The sequence below is a fragment of the Pantoea sp. 1.19 genome, from assembly GCF_001922585.1.
In the GTDB taxonomy this organism is placed as follows: Bacteria; Pseudomonadota; Gammaproteobacteria; order Enterobacterales; family Enterobacteriaceae; genus 1-19.
In genome coordinates, this window is the sequence record NZ_MRBS01000001.1 from 414,865 (window position 1) to 432,152 (window position 17,288).

Below are 17,288 nucleotides of genomic sequence, written 5' to 3' on the forward strand. Positions count from 1 at the left end.
TATCCCCCTGGAAACTACACCGCAAACGCGGTCAGGGCGGTCTGGAGTGATATCCTTTATGTCTTTTGAAGCTCTCGGCCTTAGCGCCGATATTGTGCGTGCCGTTACGGAACAGGGTTACCGTGAACCGACCCCGATTCAGCGCCAGGCGATTCCGGTAGTGTTGCGCGGCGGCGATCTGATGGCCAGCGCGCAGACCGGGACCGGTAAAACCGCCGGCTTTACGCTGCCGCTGCTGCAGCGTCTCTCTGCCAACCCTCCGGCCGCCAAAGGGCGTCGTCCGGTCCGCGCGCTGATCCTGACGCCGACGCGCGAACTGGCGGCGCAGGTGGGTGAAAACGTCCGTGAGTACAGCAAATACCTGAACCTGCGCTCGCTGGTGGTATTTGGTGGCGTCAGTATTAATCCGCAGATGATGAAGCTGCGCGGCGGCGTGGACGTGCTGGTGGCGACCCCGGGACGCCTGCTCGATCTCGAACATCAGAACGCGGTGGATCTCTCCCACATTGACATTCTGGTGCTGGATGAAGCGGATCGCATGCTGGATATGGGCTTTATCCACGACATTCGTCGCGTGTTGGCGAAGCTGCCGGCCAGGCGTCAGAATCTGCTGTTCTCCGCCACGTTCTCTGATGAGATCAAACAGCTGGCGGAAAAGCTGCTGCACAACCCGGAGCAGGTGGAAGTGGCGCGCCGCAATACCGCCTCTGAGCAGGTCACGCAGCACGTCCATTTTGTCGATAAAAAGCGCAAGCGGGAGCTGCTGTCGCTGATGATCGGTCGCGGCGACTGGCAGCAGGTGCTGGTATTTACCCGGACCAAGCACGGTGCTAACCACCTTGCCGAGCAGCTGGGCAAAGACGGTATTACCGCGGCGGCCATCCACGGCAATAAAAGCCAGGGGGCGCGAACCCGCGCACTGAGTGATTTTAAAAGCGGCGGTATTCGCGTGCTGGTGGCGACCGATATCGCCGCCCGCGGCCTGGACATTGAGGAATTACCGCACGTCGTAAACTACGAGCTGCCGAATGTCCCGGAAGATTACGTCCACCGCATTGGCCGTACCGGCCGCGCCGCGGCAACCGGCGAAGCGCTGTCCCTGGTCTGCGTCGATGAACACAAGCTGCTGCGCGACATTGAGCGGCTGCTGAAGCGCGACATTCCGCGCATCGCCATTGACGGCTTTGAGCCGGATCCGAGCATCAAGGCGGAGCCGATTCAGAATGGCCGCCAGTCGCGCGGCGGCGGCGGCGGCGGTAATGGCGGCGGCCGTGGCCGCGCCCCGCGTCAGAACGGCGCGGGCGGTGCGGGTAACGGCGGCAACGGCGGTCGTCGTCAGCAGGGCGATCGACCGGCCGGCAGCGGGCGTCGCAGCGCCGACGGTGGCGCGCCACGCCAGCGCCGTGCTGCACCGGCGAACGGCAACCGCTAATTTGCTGCGCCTGTGACTTTCCGCGTACTGCTTGCCCCGATGGAGGGGGTACTCGATTCGCTGGTCAGGGAGCTGCTGACGGAGGTCAATGATTATGATCTCTGCATCACCGAGTTTCTGCGGGTGGTGGATGCGCTGCTGCCGGTCAAGCTGTTTTACCGCCTGTGCCCGGAGCTGCAGCACGCCAGCCGCACGCCTTCAGGCACGCCGGTGCGCATCCAGCTGCTGGGACAGCAGCCGCAGTGGCTGGCGGAAAACGCCGCCCGCGCGGTGGCGCTCGGCTCCTGGGGCGTCGATCTCAACTGCGGTTGTCCGTCGAAAACGGTCAACGGCAGCGGCGGCGGCGCGTCACTGCTGAAAGATCCCGAGCTGATATACCGCGGCGCGAAGGCCATGCGTGAGGCGGTGCCGGCCGATCTGCCGGTAACGGTGAAAATCCGGCTCGGCTGGGACAGCGGCGCGCGGCAGTTTGAGATTGCCGATGCGGTGCAGCAGGCCGGCGCCAGCGAACTGGTGGTGCACGGTCGCACCAAAGAGGATGGCTACAAAGCCGATCGCATTAACTGGGCGGCCATCGGTGACATTCGCCAGCGGCTGACCATTCCGGTGATTGCTAACGGCGAGATTTGGGATTATGCCTCCGCGCAGGCGTGCCGGGCCGCCAGCGGCTGTCGCGACGTGATGATTGGCCGCGGGGCGCTGAACGTGCCGAACCTGAGTCGGGTTATCAAAGAGAATGCGCCGCGGATGCCGTGGCCGGAGGTGGTACAGCTGCTGCATAAGTACACCCGGCTGGAGAAGCAGGGCGATACCGGGCACTATCACGTGGCCCGCATCAAGCAGTGGCTGGGTTTTCTGCGTAAGGAGTATGCGCAGGCGAGCGCGTTATTCAGCGAGATTCGCGCGCTGACCCACTCCGATGCGATTGCCCGGGCGATCGACAGGCAGGCTGCCGTAGCCTGAGTCAGGCGCTGCGGTTCAAATAAAAAGGGGCGTCGACCAGGTCGACGCCCCTTTTTTTATGCCTGACGCGCGCCTCAGGAGGCGGGCGGGGCCGGCACGGTTTCACCGGTAGCGCTGCTGATCGGCGCCGGGGTGGACTGTTCGTCTTCGGCCTGCGGCGCGGCATTGTCCTGCGGAGCGGCCTCTGGGGCGCTGTCGGTCGGCAGCGGCGGTTGGTTAGCCGGCGTAGACGGTAACTCTTGTGGCTGTGCACCGCTGCTCTCTTCCAGCGGCAGTGGGGCCGCCGGGGTGGCGGCTTCCGCCGGACCGTTCACTTTGGTCGGCATGCCGGAGCGTACTTTCAGCGCGTCGTCCATCGCCCGCGTATTGATGCTGGCGTCAACCACTACTTTGCTCACCGCCGGGGTGATGGTGATCGGCACCGGCTCGCGGGAGGTGAACTGCGCTTCGGTCTGCGACAGCGGATTATGCACTTCCACGTAGCGGCTGCCGTCCGGCTCGACGCTGGCCTTCACCGGTTGGTCGATAAACTGCACGCGGGTGCCGACCGGCACGTTATCAAACAGCCATTTGATATCGTCGTTGCGCAGGCGCACGCAGCCGTGGCTGACGCGCAGGCCAATGCCGAAGTTAGCGTTGGTGCCGTGAATAGCATACAGGCGACCAATGTACAGCGCGTAGAGCCCCATCGGATTATCCGGACCGGCCGGAAAGACCGCCGGCAGGCTTTCACCGCGCGCGGCGTACTCTTCATGCATCTTTTTGGTCGGCGTCCAGGTCGGGCCATCTTTTTTACGCTGTACGGTGGTGGTCCAGTTTACCGGCGTATCTTTGCCCAGCTCACCGATGCCAATCGGCAGCACCACGACGGTATTACTGCCCTTTGGGTAGTAGTAAAGACGCATTTCTGCGCTGTTGATCACGATGCCCTGACGCGGCGCGTCCGGCAGGATCAACTGCTGGGGAATGATCAGTTTGCTGCCCGGCTTCGGCAGATACACATCCACGCCCGGGTTCGCTTCCAGCAGGTTACTCAGGCCCATTTGGTACTGGGCAGCAAAGGCTTCCAGCGGCAGTTTGCTGTCCGCCGGGATGGTGATTTCAAGGTTCTCACCTACCAGACGACTGTTTTTGGCAGGCAGAGGATAAACCACGGCGAAAGCCGAGTGGCTGAATGCAGCCACGGCCAAAGCCAGTGTAACAATCGCGCGAATGCTCTTTTTCATAATTAGTCAGGTTGTAATGCCATGCAGGCTTGTAGTGGAGACGATCCCATGCCGGCCAGTGTGACCGGCTGCACATTATATGTGCATAACGGCACGAGAAGAAACTGCGATTTCTCGCAACTGAACTTTCTTTACGCAAAAAGACCTGCATATTGAGAAAATTCATTTAAAAATATCGCAATAAAATGCTTACGGCTGCCAGAGAGATTTTTCCCCGCTCAGTTTACGGTCAAGAAACACCGCCGCGCTGATTAACGCCAGATGGCTCAGCGCCTGAGGAAAATTACCCCGGGCGTACCCGCGCGCATCCCACTCTTCGGCATAGAGCCCCAGCGGAGTGGCGAAAGTCAGCAGTTTTTCAAAGGTCTGCTGGGCATCGTCAACCCGACCGGCACGGGCCAGGCACTCCACATACCAGAATGAGCAGGCAACAAAATGGCCCTCTTCGCCGCACAGGGCATCGGCCGGGGTGTCCTGCTGGCGGTAGCGTAATACCCTGCCATCGCTCACCAGCGCGCGCTCAATGGCCTCAAGGGTCGACAGCCAGTCCGGATCGGTTGCGCTCACGAAGCGCACCAGCGGCATCAGCAGCAGTGAAGCATCCAGCGACCGGCCGTGACGGGTGGCGCTGAAGTGACCGCCCTCGGCGCACCAGAAATGCTGCCAGATCTCTTCACGAATGGCGTTGCGCGCCGCCTCCCAGCGTGTGCGCGGCAGGCTCAGCGATCGCTTCTCCCCCAGCCGCAGGGCGCGATCAATCGCCACCCAGCACATCAGCCGCGAGTGCAAAAAGTGTTGCGGCTCGCCGCGCATTTCCCAGATGCCGGCATCGGACTGTTGCCAGTGCTCACACAGCCAGTTCGTGAGCTGGCTGATATGCTGCCAGCCGCGTGCGGAGATCGCCTCACCGTACTTATTCGCCAGGTAGATGGCATCCAATAGTTCACCGTAGATATCCAGCTGCTGCTGTCGCCAGGCGTCATTACCCACGCGCACCGGACGGGAACCGGCGTAGCCCGCCAGATGCGGCAGCGAGATTTCATGCAGCTCGGTCCCGCCGTCCAGTCGGTACATGATCTGCAGGTTACTGTTCCCGGCGTGGCTGTGTGCCACGCAGCCCGCGACCCACTGGGTAAAGCGGCTGGCCTCATCGATATAGCCGAGTCGCATCAGCGCATACATGCTAAACGAAGCGTCGCGGATCCACGCCGCGCGATAATCCCAGTTGCGCTCACCGCCGATCGTTTCCGGCAGGCCGAAGGTCGCCGCCGCGGCAATTGAGCCGTGCCGGCGGGAGGTCAGCAGCTTCAGCACCAGCGCCGAGCGGGTGACCGCTTCGCGCCAGCGGCCGCGATAGTGGCTCTGCCGCGCCCAGCGCTGCCACCATGCCAGCGTCCGCGGCAGGCTGTCGTCAGCGTGGGCGCGCAGGCGCGGATCGTCGGCGGCGCCCAGGCGGAATTCAGCCTGCTCGCCGGCGCGAAGCACAAAGCTGGCGCTGGCGCCCGCGTCCTCCAGCGTCAGCGGCCGCGTAGCCGTCAGCGCCAGACTGGGCGCATGATCGGTGGCAAAATCAAAGCGCACGCAGCCGGGATCGGGCTGTGAAGTATCCGGGCGGGCGCGGGCATAATCGGCGACCGGATGGCAGCGCAGCTGCAGTCGGGCTTCGCCGACGATCGCTGTTACGCGGCGAATCACGCAGGGCAGCGCGTCCGGATCTGCGGCCACCGGCATCAGGTCGGTCAGCTCCACGACGCCGTGTTCGCTCAGCCAGCGGGTTTGCAGCACATTACTTTCTGGCAGGTAGCGCTGCTGGCGGCGCGCATCCGGCCAGTCGGGCGCCAGGGCAAAATAGCCGGCGCGCTCATCATCCAGCAGGGCGGTGAACAGCGAGGGGCTGTCAAGATTGGGCCAGCAGAGATAATCGAGGGTGCCATCAGTGGCGATCAGCGCACAGGTGCGCATATCGCCAATCACGCCATGGTCATCAATACGTCGGGTTACCGGGCTCATGCGGGGTCCTTTTATTCACGGGTCCTTTCACTATAGACAATCGTCCCGGGACCCCGGCACCACTGGCTCAGCGATGACGCAGCAGGTGGCGCAGAAGCAGCGCCAGCGCCAGCCAGACCAGATGTTTAAGATGCTGATCGATGGCGGTGAGCCACTGGCTCAGCGATGACGCAACAGGTGGCGCAGAAGCAGCGCCAGCGCCAGCGCTGCCGCCAGCCAGACCAGATGTTTAAGATGCTGATCGATAGCGGTGAGCCAGGGTGCAATCAGCTCGCCACCGAGGTAGCCCAGCGAAACAAACAGCGTGGCCCATAGCAGGGCGCCGAGCAGGTTCAGCAGAAAGAAGGTGCGATGGCGCAGCCGACTGGCGCCAATCATCACCGGGCCAAGCAGGCGAAAGCCATACATAAAGCGGACGCCAATCACAATCAGCGAGGGATAGCGACGGATCCAGTCATTGATTCGCTCAACCCGCGTCTGCTGCTGCGGGAAGCGCTGTAGCAGCCGGGTGCCGTAGCGGCGTCCGAGTAGAAACAGCAGCTGATCGCCGATCAGACCGCCGAGGGCGGCGACCAGCACCACCCAGATAAAGCGCAACAGTCCCTGGTGAGCGGCAATACCGCCGAGCAGGGTAAAGGTCTCTCCCTCGGCCAGGCAGCCCAGCAACAGCGCCCAGTAGCCGTACTGCGAAATTAATCCGTTAATATCAATGTGCAAAAAGACCTCACTGTGGATAAAAAATGTGCAATAGCGGGAAGCCACTATACTTGAAGTGTAGCCGCCGAATCGGGCGTTGTGGCGGTTTGTTGTCGCAGAGGAGTGTAGATCATGAACCATGTTTGGGGACTGTTATCGCATCCTGACCGTGAGATGCGCGATATCAAGCAGGAAAATGAGACGGTGTCGCATCACTACACCCACCATGTGCTGGTGATGGCCGCCATTCCGGTGGTTTGCGCCTTTATTGGCACCACGCAGGTGGGGTGGAACCTTGGCGGTGGACGCACCGTTCCGCTGTCGCTGATGACGGCCCTGACGCTCGGCATCGTCTTTTATCTGGTGATACTGGGCGGCGTCGCGGCGATGGGACGGGTGATCCACTGGATGGCGCGGGAATATCCGCAGCGCCCGGCCATTGAGCGCTGTACGGTGTTTGCCGGCTACGTGGCGACGCCGCTGTTCCTTAGCGGCCTGGTCGCGCTCTATCCACTCGCCTGGTTGTGTGCGCTGGTGGGGACGCTGGCGCTGCTGTATACCGGCTATCTGCTGTACATTGGCATCCCGCTGTTTCTCAATATCGATCGCGATGAAGGACTGCGCTTTGCCGGCTCAACCCTGGCGATAGGAGTGCTGGTATTTGAAGTTCTGCTGGCGCTGACCGTGGTGCTGTGGGGCTACGGGCCTAAGCTGTTCTGACCCTCTCCCGCCACGCGTAGCACCGCCGCAGGCTCCGGCCTGCGGCGGCGTTTCGTCACGTCTCGAAACAGATTCCCCCTACGACATTTTCTGCCGGCCAGCGTATGATGCCGCTGCCAGCCGTCCGTTTCGCTCAGGGACGGCAGCGTGCGCTGACGCCGCCGGAAGAGTCAGTCAGCGGCCGGTCGCGCCGACAGCCGTCCGGCGGCGTGCACCTGAACCACTTTGCTAAATGATTGCACCATGCCTGAAAAATGCCGTGTCACCTTACTGAGCCTGGCTCTGCTGTGTTTCCTGCCGATGACGCCGGTTGCCACCGCGTCCCCGCAGCCCGTTACCGCCGCGCAACCGGCCATTGCCTCCGGCAGCGCGATGATCGTTGATCTCCAAACCCATAAGGTACTGTACGCTAGCCATCCGGACCGGGTCCGCCCGATCGCATCGATCACCAAAGTGATGACCGCGATGGTGGTGTTGGATGCCGGACTGCCGCTGGATGAGCCGCTGCGGATTGATATTAGCCAGACCCCGGAGATGCGTGGCGTCTATTCGCGCGTGAAGCTCGGCAGCGAGCTGAGCCGGCGCGACATGTTATTGCTGGCGCTGATGTCATCGGAAAACCGCGCGGCGGCGAGCCTGGCGCACCACTATCCCGGTGGTTATCAGGCTTTTATCCGCGCGATGAATGCCAAAGCCAGGGCGCTGGGTATGACCCACACCCGCTATGTGGAGCCCACCGGACTGTCGACGCAGAACGTGTCTACCGCCCGGGATCTGACCAAACTGCTGCTCGCCAGCCAGCGTTATCCGCTGATCGGCCAGCTGAGTACCACCCGTGAAGAGAGCGCCACCTTTAGCCATCCGCGCTACGTGCTGCCGTTTCGCAATACCAATCACCTGGTGTACAACAATAAGTGGCAGATCCAGCTAACCAAAACCGGGTTTACCAATGAGGCAGGCCACTGCCTGGTGATGCGCACGGTGATCAAACAGCGTCCGGTCACGCTGGTGGTGCTCGATGCTTTTGGCAAATACACCCACTTCGCCGACGCTAACCGCCTGCGCGACTGGCTGGAAACCGGTAAATCGGCACCGGTACCCGCTGCGGCACTCAGCTATCGCCAGCAGAAAGCGGCGCTGAGCACTGCCGCCGGATCGGGCAGCGCGGTGGAGTAATCGCGTCCCGCTGCGATCGGGGATCGGGGCGGCCGGGAATGCGCTGGAAACCCTGGTCCGGGCAGTCTGTACGGCCGCCCGACGCCGGTGCGGCGGCGGTGATGTGATGCACTGATCTTGCCCCCGGCCGGCGGGAAATCTTCTGCCAGTCCCCTGGTGAAGAGCGTGCTAACAGCATAAACTAACGACCATTCTCTCCTGAAATTTTCAATGCGGACGCCTTTCATCATGGTAAGTGGTTTAGCTCTTCTTCGCGCGGTGCTGCTGACGCTGGTGGCGCTGTTTTCTTGTAACCTGCTGGCGGAGGATGCTGCTCCTTCGGCCGCCTCAGAGGCGGAGGCACCAAAAGTCAATGCGGCGGTTGAGCTGCCGAAAATGCAGAAAGTGCTGGATAAGATTAAATCGCAGGTGTCAGGCGAAACCAATGACAGCAAGCTCGGTGCGCTCAACGATCTGACCGTCGAACTGGCCGGCACCGCCGATACGCTGATGCAGTCGCTGATTCCACAGCGCGCGCAGCTGCAGGCGCAGCTGGAGGTGCTGGGACCCAAACCGCAGGCCGACAGCGGGGTGAAGGAGACCCCGGAGGTGACTCGCCAGCGCACCCAGCTGGAGAATCAAAAGGCGAAAAGGGATGAGCAGATTAAGCAGGCCGAATCGATAAAAGGCGCCTCGATGAATCTGTCGACCCAAATCGCCAATTTGCGGCGTGACGCGTTGAAAACTCAGCTGGCGCTCAATTCCGGCACGATTTTTGGAGGCCGCTTCTGGGCACCGCTGTACCGCGCCCAGCAGGATGATGTGGTTAAGATTGCGGCTTTCCGCGATGAGCTGGCGGATACGGCGGCGCTGGCGTGGGATAGCGAGTGGCGCGTCGGCACGCTGATGTGGCTGGTCGCCGCCGTACTGGTGGCGACACTGGGGCGTCGCTACTGCGAAGAGCTGCTGGCCTGGGTCGGCATTAATTTATTACCGGAGGGGCGGCTGCGGCGCAGTTTCCTCGCCACCACCACCGCGCTGGCGACCACCGCGGCGGTGATTCTGGCCTTTAACTTTGTTGGCGAGGCCTTTATCCGCCGCGAAGAGGTAACGCCGGACGTGCAGAGCTTTTTCGATAGGCTGGTGCAGCTCAGCGTGATATGCGGGCTGATTGCCGGCCTCGGTCGTGCACTGCTGTCAACGCGGCGACCATCATGGCGCCTGCCGGCCATCTCCAATCCGGTGGCGCTGGCGCTGCGGCCCTTCCCGCCGCTGACCGCCGCGCTGGTCTTTATCTTTCAGGCGCTGGAGGTGTTTAACCGCACCGTCGGCACCAGCCTCGACACCACGATTTTCGCCAACGGCCTGACCGCGCTGCTGATCGGCGGCACGGCGCTGCTTATCACTTACCGCAGCAGCCGCGTGCGGCGGCGAATGGTGGCCGAGGGGCATCCGCCGGAGGCGCGGCCAATGCTGGTCGGACTGATCCAGATGGCGGTGACTACCACCGGTGTGGCGATCCTGCTCTCCCTGGTGATTGGCTACGTGACGCTGGGACGGTTTCTCAGCTACGAGCTGATCTGGATTGGCATCGTCTGCGCCTGTTTCTACATTTTGAGCAATCTGATCACCGATGTTTGCGAGAGCCTGCTGTCGACCAACAGTTCCAGCGGAAAACGGATCCAAAGTTCCCTGAATATCGACGAACGCCATCTTGGCCAGGCCGCTGCGCTGCTGGCCGCGCTGGGGCGCACCGTGCTGGTGCTGTTTGCCGTGGTATCGATCCTCAACGGCACTTTCGGTACCACGACGCCGGTTGAACTGCTGCAGAAAGCGGTGGAATTCTGGGGCGGCAAAGGGCTGGGCGCGCTGAATATCGTCCCGGCGCGGCTGGTGAATGCGCTGGTCGTGCTGGTGGTGGGGATCTACGTGCTGCGCGCCGTGCGCCGCTGGCTGGATAAAGATTTTCTCCCGCGTACCACCATGGACATCGGGATGCGCGTTTCGCTTATCACGCTGCTCAGCAACCTTGGATACGTCGTGGTGATTCTGCTGACCCTGTCGACCCTCGGCCTGCAGTGGAACAAGCTGGCGTGGATCGTCAGCGCCCTGTCGGTCGGTATCGGTTTTGGCCTGCAGGAGATCGTTAAAAACTTCATCTCCGGGCTGATTCTGCTGACCGAACGTCCGGTAAAAGTGGGGGATTTAGTCAGTATCAGTGGCATTGAGGGCGACATTCGCCGCATCAACGTGCGGGCGACAGAGATTCAGCTGAGCGATAAATCCACGGTGATCGTACCCAACTCACAGCTGATCTCACAGAACGTGCGCAATGCCACCATGGGTAATGCGCAGGGAGTGGCGACCATCACCCTGACATTCCCACTGGATATCGATCCGGTCCGGGTGCGCGAACTGCTGCTGGCGGTGTATCGCGACGACGCGCACATTCTGGAGCAGCCGGAACCGTCGGTGAGCTTTAAGGATTTGACCCCCTCCGGCATTGTGCTCAGCGTCACCGGCAACGTCGCCAGTCCGCGCCAGGTCAGTACGGCGAAGAGCGATCTGCTGTTTGATATCCTTACCCGGCTGCGCAAAGAGGGCATTATGCTGTCGGCGCCGCAAACTATGGTGATTGAGCGTAAGCAGGGCGGCACGGTACTGCGCGAAGCGCCCTAGTCAGCTCCGGGCGGGGAGGCCCAGCGCCCCGCCGCGCCTCAGCGGTGCTGACACGCTCCCCAACATTTATGCTTGCTGGTTTTACCGATGCCGGGATTAAAGGTGTTGGTGGGATCCAGCTGCTGATAAAAGGCCTGCTGTGCCGGTTGAGCCGCGTAGAGGTGACCCACGTTATGCTCGGCCGGATATTCGGCGCCGCGTGCCGCCAACAGCGACAGCATCTGCTCTTTCAGCGCGTGCACATCCCCCCCTTTCTTGACGATGTAATCCTGATGGAAAACGTGACAGAAAAAATGCCCGTAGTAGAGGCGGTGGGTTATTCGATCGTCAAACTCGGCCGGCAGCTGCTCGAACCAGTCGCGATCATTACGACGCAGGGCGATATCCAGCGCCAGAATATCCTCTACCGCGTCAGCGTGAACGGCGTGGTAGCGCACCGCGGCGCCGGCGGCGGCAAAGCGGTGTAAAAACGCTTTGGCCCCCTCTTCGGCGGTACATTCAAAAAATGCGCCTTCTCCCTCGCGAAAATAGTGCTTGAGAAATTTACGCGCTTCCTCCACCCCGTCTCCGGACATTTTCAGCATCAGATGGTGCGCATACTTGTCGCGGTACTGCTTCAGCCGCTTCGGTAAATGCGAAGGAAACAGCCCGCTCAGCTTCTGCAGCAGCCGATCGCTGAAGTGCGGCTTGACAAACCGCAGGCGATTAAGCAGGGCATCAGCCCGCCCTTTTAAGGTGAAAAACAGCGGCATTTTATCGGTGCCGAGTGTGTCAATCATCAGAAACGTGTCTTTGCCGTAGGTCTCGGCAATGTCGAACGCCTCGCGATGCATATATTCGCCGGCCACCGGCAGCTGACGAAACTCGGCAAGGATGTGGCGGCGCAGGCCGTCCAGCTCGGCGGTATCATTCGTGCCGATATAAAACACCTGCTGATCGCGCTCGGCGGGAAAGGTGTCCAGCCGTACGGCAAACACCGCCAGTTTACCGGCGCAGCCGGAGGCTTCGAACAGCCGGCGCGGATCGGCGTTGTAGCGCGAGGGGCTGTCCGCGTTGATATCCCGCACCCGCTCGGCGTATTCATGATCGGACGCCTGCCGCTGGTCAAACCGTACGTCTTCGTGTCGCCAGGTCCCATCGTCCAGCCGGCCAAGCATCTGCTCCGGCGTGCTGCCGAGCTCGATGCCGAGATGGTTCACCAACCGCAACTCGCCCTGCGCGTTCACCTGGGCAAACAGCGCCATCTCGGTCCACGCCGGTCCGCGCTTCACCAGCGAACCGCCGGAGTTATTGCACACCCCGCCGAGCACCGAAGCCCCAATGCAGGATGATCCAATCACCGAGTGTGGCTCGCGTCCCAGCGGCTTGAGCTGCTTTTCCAACTGGTAGAGCGTACTGCCGGGAAAGGCCAACACCTGTTTACCGCCGTCAATCAGGCTGATGGTGTTCATCCGCAGGGTGCTGATGATCACCACCTCGCGATCGTAATCGCTGCCGCTGGGCGTGGAACCTTCGGTCAAACCGGTGTTGGCCGCCTGCATCAGCACAATGCGATCGGCCTCAACGCAGGCCTTCAGCACCCGCCACTGCTCCAGCAGCGTGCCGGGGAACACCACGGCGAGGGCATCGCCTTCACCGGAGCGGAAGCCTTTCCTGTAGCGTTCAGTTTTACGCGGATCGGTCAGAATATGGCGGGGACCCACCAGGCGGGTTAAATCGGCGATCAGGGCGGCAGAAGTGATGACTGTTTGCATATCCATTGTCCTGTTTATCTTCACGTCTTTACTGTAGCACGTCCCCCGTCCGGCGTCCGCCAGCGTGCGGTGCGGCAAACGCGCAACCCGGCACTGGCTGCTAAGCTCGGTTATGTGGCATAGTGGCTGTGCCCTGACCAGCGCGGCTGGTCTGATAACCCCCCCTACTGCGCAACGCGTTGAGAGACTATCGACGAATGAAATGGATGTGTTCTTTAAGCCTGGCCGTGAGTCTGGCACTGCAACCCGCGCTTGCTGAAGTGCGTTTTGGTCCACACCCGCTAACCCCGGAGGCGCGCGATGCTTACGTGACCGATCTGCTGGGACAGATGACGCTGGACGAAAAAATCGGCCAGCTGCGGCTCATCAGCGTGGGACCGGATAATCCGAAAGAGGCCATTCGCGATATGATCCAGAAGGGGCAGGTGGGGGCCATTTTCAATACCGTCACCCGACCTGACATTCGCGCCATGCAGGATCAGGTGATGGCGCTCAGTCGGCTCAAAATCCCGCTGTTTTTTGCCTTCGATGTGGTCCACGGCCAGCGTACTATTTTTCCGATTCCGCTTGGCCTCGCGGCCAGCTGGGACGTCGATGCGGTGAAGCAGGTTGGCCAAATCTCGGCGCGCGAAGCGGCCGATGACGGCCTGAACATGACCTGGGCACCGATGGTGGACGTCTCGCGCGAACCGCGCTGGGGGCGAGTCTCGGAGGGGTTTGGCGAGGACACCTGGCTCACCTCGGTGATGGGCCGCACCATGGTTGAAGCGATGCAGGGCAAGAGCCCGGCGGATCGCTATGCGGTAATGACCAGCGTCAAGCACTTTGCTGCCTACGGTGCGGTCGAGGGCGGAAAAGAGTACAACAGCGTCGACATGAGCCCACAGCGTCTGTTCCAGGACTATCTGCCACCCTATAAGGCGGCGCTGGACGCCGGTTCTGGCGGCGTCATGGTGGCGCTGAACGCGCTGAATGGCGTTCCGGCCGCTGCTGACAGCTGGCTGCTGAAAGAGGTGCTGCGTAAAGACTGGAAATTTACCGGCATCACGATCAGCGATCACGGCGCCATTAAAGAGCTTATCAAGCACGGCGTGGCGAAAGATCCGCGGGATGCGGTGCGCATTGCGCTCCAGTCCGGCGTCAACATGAGCATGAGCGACGAATACTACAGCCAGTATCTGCCCGATCTGGTGAAGCGCGGCGTGGTTAGCCAGGCCGATCTCGACGATGCCGTGCGCCACGTGCTGAATGTCAAGTACGAGATGGGGCTGTTTAACGATCCCTGGAATCACCTCGGTGCACAGGAGAGCGACCCGGCTGACACCAACGCAGAAAGCCGCCTGCACCGCGAAGCCGCTCGTGACGTGGCGCGTAAAAGCATGGTGCTGTTAAAAAATCACCAGGGCACGCTGCCGCTGCAAAAACACGGCACCATCGCGCTGATAGGTCCGCTGGCCGACAGCCAGCGTGACATCATGGGCAGCTGGTCGGCCGCCGGGCGTGCCGATCAGGCGGTGACCCTGCTGCAGGGAATGAAAAACGCCATCGCCGGTAAGGCCACGCTGCTCTACGCCAAAGGGGCAAACGTGACCGACCATAAGGGGATTCAGGATTTCCTCAATCTCTATGAGCAGGCGGTCAGCGTTGACGCGCGCACGCCGCAGCAGATGCTGGATGAGGCGGTGGCGACAGCGCAAAAAGCCGACGTGGTAGTCCTGGCCATCGGCGAAGCGCAGGGCATGGCGCACGAAGCCTCCAGCCGGAGTGATATTACTGTTCCCGCCAGTCAGCAAGCGCTGCTGAAGGCGCTGAAAGCCACCGGTAAACCGCTGGTGGTCGTGTTGATGAACGGTCGTCCGCTGGCGCTGGTGCAGGAAGATAGGCAGGCGGATGCGCTGCTGGAGAGCTGGTTTAGCGGTACCGAAGGGGGGAACGCCATTGCCGATGTGCTGTTTGGCGATTACAACCCGTCGGGCAAGCTGCCGATGTCCTTCCCGCGCGAAGTGGGGCAGGTGCCGGTGTATTACAACCATTTGCCGACCGGGCGCCCCTACAATCCGGAGAAGCCCAACAAATACACCTCACACTACTTCGATACTGCCAACGGACCGCTTTATCCGTTCGGTTATGGGCTCAGCTACACCACCTTTTCCGTTTCGCCGGTGATCCTCTCCAGCCCGACGATGTCGCGCGGCGATACTCTGCGAGCCAGCGTCACGGTCACCAATACCGGTGAGCGCGATGGGGCGACCGTGGTGCAGCTGTACCTGCAAGATCCGGTGGCTTCACTGAGTCGTCCGGTGCGCGAGCTGAAAGGGTTCCAGCGCGTGATGCTGAAAAAAGGCGAAGCGAAAACCGTCAGCTTCCCGATTGACGTCAGTGCGCTGACCTTTTGGAATGCGCGTCTGCAGCAGGTGGCGGAGCCGGGAGAGTTCAATGTCTTTATCGGTCTGGACTCGGTGCGTACTCAGCAGGCCAGCTTCAGCTTTCGCTGAAGCGGCGCTAAGGCCGTCGGGCGATGAGTGGCGTAAGACAGCGTATTGAGCGGCGGGTGTTCTCGGTCAATGGTCTCTCCCTGCAGGAGTTTGACCTTAGCCAGCCGCCGGGCGACCCCGGCCTGTACGGACCCGACAGCGTGATCTGGCGGGTACACGGCGACTTTACCAGTATGCTGTGCGGCGGCATTAGCGCGCTGCTCCTGCAGATGCGCCACCCGCTGGCGCTGGCCGGAGTCTGGGATCACTCACGCTTTCGTGATGATATGCTGGGGCGGCTGCGCCGCACCAGCCAGTTTATTGCCGTCACCACCTTTGGCAATACCGCCGATGCGCAGACGCTGATTGAGCGCGTGCGGCAAATCCATTTGCGGGTCAGCGGCCAGGATCGCGACGGCACGCCCTACGCGGCCAGCGATCCTGACCTGCTCACCTGGGTACACGTGGCGGAAGCGCACGCGTTCCTCACGGCCCACCTGCGCTATAAAAATCCGCGGCTAAGCCTGCACGATCAAAACCAGTATTACGCCGAAGCGGCGCGCGTAGCGGCGGCCCTCGGCGCGCGCGCGATCCCCGAAACCGTCACCGACGTGGCGGACTACCTGCAGGGGATGCGCCCGCGGCTGCGCTATGACGATCGCACCCATGAAGTTACGCGGATCCTGATGAACGCACCGGCACCGGGATCGGGGCCGGGCGCGCGACTGGCCACCCGCGCCTTCCTGCAGGCCGGGATCGATCTGCTGCCGGCGTGGGCGCAGCCGCCGGCACCCTATGCGCTTTCGCCGCTGGCGCGCCGCGCGGTGCGCGCGCAGGTGATGGCGCTGGCGGCAGTACTGCGCTGGTCAATCCGCCGCAGCGCGTATTCGCGCGCGATGCAGCGCATGGGGCGCGATTTTTAGGAGTTTTGCCGTTGCTCCCGGTGAACGATACGGGCGATCCTGCGCGATACTGGGAAGATCCCGTCATTGATTCACCATTCGTTGAGGCGCTATGTCACTTTCGTTTCCGCTTGCCGAAGCGCGTAACCCACAGCACACGCTCACCGCCACCGTGGAGCAGGACGGACGCACCGCCTACTTCTATCTCTGGCCCGACGAACCGCTGCGTGGTCAGTTTCCGGTGCGCGGCTGCTGGCTGCGCAATCTGCTGCCGGCACCGGCCGAGCCGGATCGTGCGGCGCTGGAGCAGGGGGTGCCTCCGCTGCTCAGCGCTGACTTTTGCCGCACGCTGGCGCCCGAACCGCTGCTTGATCCGGCGGCGATTGAGATCATCTGGGAGCCGGCCGGTGAGGGGGCCGCCCTCTGGTATCGCGGCCAGCTGCTGGCGGTGATCCCCGGCTGGAGCCTCTATCAGCAGGCGCAGGTGAGTTTCTCGGCCGGCTGTATCGCCAGTAATCCGCTGACCGCGCCGCTGGGTTCCGCCTCAACCAATCGCCATTACGCCCGAGCAGAGCAGCACCGGCAGCACTGGCGTGAAGAGCAGGCAGGGCAGCGCTGGGCGGCGAGTCAGCAGGAGATCGCGGCGAGCTATGCGCGCCAGTTCGGCCCGCCGTGTAACCTTTACCGCCTCGAGCAGGTAAGCGGGCCGCCGCTGATCCTGTCCCAACATCTGCACCAGGGCGTCTGGCACTTTCTGACGCTGGGTATGGCCAGCCAGCCAGCCAATGCCTGCCGGGGCGATCCTGCCCGATCCCGAGACACCGCCACGCGCCGAACTGGCGCTGGCGATTGACGCGCAGATCATCAGCGAAGCGCACGCCCTGCGGTTGGCCAGCGCGCTGGCCGGGCTGGCGCCTGCGCCCTGGCAGCATTTCTCGCCGCTGCGTGAGGGCAGTGTGTTCAGCGTCGGTGGCTCCCCGCTGGGCTTCGATGGTTTCCTGCTCTCCGAACGACTAACGGAGGCGTCAGGACGACTGAACCTGCCCGCAGTAGAGGAGGATCGTTGCGTGCTGCTGTGGGGGACGCCGCTGACCGCCGCCGAGTTGGTCGCGGCCGGTCAGCATGGTGACGGGGGCGCAACGCTGATAGCCCGACTGCGGGCGCAGGGCTGCACGCACATCTTTCGGCCGCGGCAGGGCATTGAGGATGATGCGGTGACCTGACGAACAAGGGACAAAGAGAGCCGATAGCGGCCCGGGTGATGGAGGCATGAAGTA

Annotated in this window: 11 protein-coding genes and 1 pseudogene; 8 read left to right on the forward strand and 4 right to left on the reverse strand. The window is 62.3% G+C overall.

The window, feature by feature from the left end; translation table 11 throughout:
- The first annotated feature begins 58 nt into the window (after positions 1–58).
- Entirely contained in the window at positions 59–1,432 is a 1,374-nt protein-coding gene (gene rhlE / locus BS626_RS02285; protein ID WP_075180777.1) for an ATP-dependent RNA helicase RhlE, read from the forward strand.
- Between the two features lie 12 nt (positions 1,433–1,444).
- Positions 1,445–2,395, forward strand: a complete 951-nt coding sequence (gene dusC, locus BS626_RS02290; RefSeq protein WP_075180778.1) for a tRNA dihydrouridine(16) synthase DusC — start codon at positions 1,445–1,447, stop codon at positions 2,393–2,395.
- A 74-nt stretch (positions 2,396–2,469) separates the two neighbouring features.
- Here the strand turns inward: dusC and BS626_RS02295 are convergent, their stop codons facing one another.
- From BS626_RS02295 to BS626_RS02305, 3 genes are all read right to left on the reverse strand, one after another.
- Positions 2,470–3,621 carry a L,D-transpeptidase family protein gene (locus tag BS626_RS02295; protein WP_075180779.1) on the reverse strand — a complete coding sequence of 384 codons (1,152 nt, stop codon included), beginning with the start codon at positions 3,619–3,621 and terminating at the stop codon, positions 2,470–2,472.
- Positions 3,622–3,810: 189 nt separating this feature from the next.
- Positions 3,811–5,631, reverse strand: a complete 1,821-nt coding sequence (locus tag BS626_RS02300; RefSeq protein WP_075180780.1) for a glycoside hydrolase family 15 protein — start codon at positions 5,629–5,631, stop codon at positions 3,811–3,813.
- Between the two features lie 159 nt (positions 5,632–5,790).
- A complete protein-coding gene (locus BS626_RS02305; RefSeq protein WP_075180781.1) occupies positions 5,791–6,348 on the reverse strand; it encodes a DedA family protein in 558 nt (185 codons plus the stop codon).
- A 111-nt stretch (positions 6,349–6,459) separates the two neighbouring features.
- Here BS626_RS02305 and BS626_RS02310 point away from each other — a divergent pair, with 111 nt between their 5' ends.
- The 3 genes from BS626_RS02310 (at position 6,460) to BS626_RS02320 (ending at position 10,881) form a co-directional block, all read left to right on the forward strand.
- Positions 6,460–7,047: a Yip1 family protein gene (locus tag BS626_RS02310; RefSeq protein WP_075180782.1), complete on the forward strand. Its 588-nt coding sequence runs from the start codon at positions 6,460–6,462 to the stop codon at positions 7,045–7,047.
- A 243-nt stretch (positions 7,048–7,290) separates the two neighbouring features.
- Positions 7,291–8,223: a D-alanyl-D-alanine endopeptidase gene (gene pbpG / locus BS626_RS02315; protein WP_075180783.1), complete on the forward strand. Its 933-nt coding sequence runs from the start codon at positions 7,291–7,293 to the stop codon at positions 8,221–8,223.
- A gap of 228 nt (positions 8,224–8,451) precedes the next feature.
- A complete protein-coding gene (locus BS626_RS02320) occupies positions 8,452–10,881 on the forward strand; it encodes a DUF3772 domain-containing protein (protein ID WP_075181109.1) in 2,430 nt (809 codons plus the stop codon).
- A gap of 38 nt (positions 10,882–10,919) precedes the next feature.
- Here the strand turns inward: BS626_RS02320 and dld are convergent, their stop codons facing one another.
- Positions 10,920–12,635 (reverse strand): D-lactate dehydrogenase, encoded by a 1,716-nt coding sequence (dld, locus tag BS626_RS02325; protein ID WP_075180784.1) that lies wholly within the window; start codon positions 12,633–12,635, stop codon positions 10,920–10,922.
- Positions 12,636–12,832: 197 nt separating this feature from the next.
- Between dld and bglX the strand changes: the two genes are divergently transcribed.
- The 3 genes and pseudogenes from bglX to BS626_RS02340 all read left to right on the forward strand — a co-directional run bounded on the left by bglX (position 12,833) and on the right by BS626_RS02340 (position 17,234).
- Complete coding sequence (bglX, locus tag BS626_RS02330) at positions 12,833–15,130, forward strand: beta-glucosidase BglX (protein WP_075180785.1); 2,298 nt, start codon at positions 12,833–12,835, stop codon at positions 15,128–15,130.
- 23 nt (positions 15,131–15,153) lie between these two features.
- Positions 15,154–16,032, forward strand: a complete 879-nt coding sequence (locus tag BS626_RS02335; protein ID WP_075180786.1) for an oxygenase MpaB family protein — start codon at positions 15,154–15,156, stop codon at positions 16,030–16,032.
- A gap of 91 nt (positions 16,033–16,123) precedes the next feature.
- Positions 16,124–17,234, forward strand: a pseudogene (locus BS626_RS02340) (suppressor of fused domain protein).
- The last annotated feature ends 54 nt before the right edge of the window (positions 17,235–17,288 follow it).

What these genes read in the sequence shown, in the direction of transcription:
- rhlE (WP_075180777.1), top strand. Translation starts at nt 59, where the DNA reads ATGTCTTTTGAAGCTCTCGGCCTTAGCGCCGATATTGTGCGTGCCGTT.
- BS626_RS02295 (WP_075180779.1), bottom strand. Translation starts at nt 3,621, where the DNA reads ATGAAAAAGAGCATTCGCGCGATTGTTACACTGGCTTTGGCCGTGGCT.
- BS626_RS02300 (WP_075180780.1), bottom strand. Translation starts at nt 5,631, where the DNA reads ATGAGCCCGGTAACCCGACGTATTGATGACCATGGCGTGATTGGCGAT.
- BS626_RS02310 (WP_075180782.1), top strand. Translation starts at nt 6,460, where the DNA reads ATGAACCATGTTTGGGGACTGTTATCGCATCCTGACCGTGAGATGCGC.
- pbpG (WP_075180783.1), top strand. Translation starts at nt 7,291, where the DNA reads ATGCCTGAAAAATGCCGTGTCACCTTACTGAGCCTGGCTCTGCTGTGT.
- BS626_RS02320 (WP_075181109.1), top strand. Translation starts at nt 8,452, where the DNA reads ATGGTAAGTGGTTTAGCTCTTCTTCGCGCGGTGCTGCTGACGCTGGTG.
- dld (WP_075180784.1), bottom strand. Translation starts at nt 12,635, where the DNA reads ATGCAAACAGTCATCACTTCTGCCGCCCTGATCGCCGATTTAACCCGC.
- bglX (WP_075180785.1), top strand. Translation starts at nt 12,833, where the DNA reads ATGAAATGGATGTGTTCTTTAAGCCTGGCCGTGAGTCTGGCACTGCAA.
- BS626_RS02335 (WP_075180786.1), top strand. Translation starts at nt 15,154, where the DNA reads ATGAGTGGCGTAAGACAGCGTATTGAGCGGCGGGTGTTCTCGGTCAAT.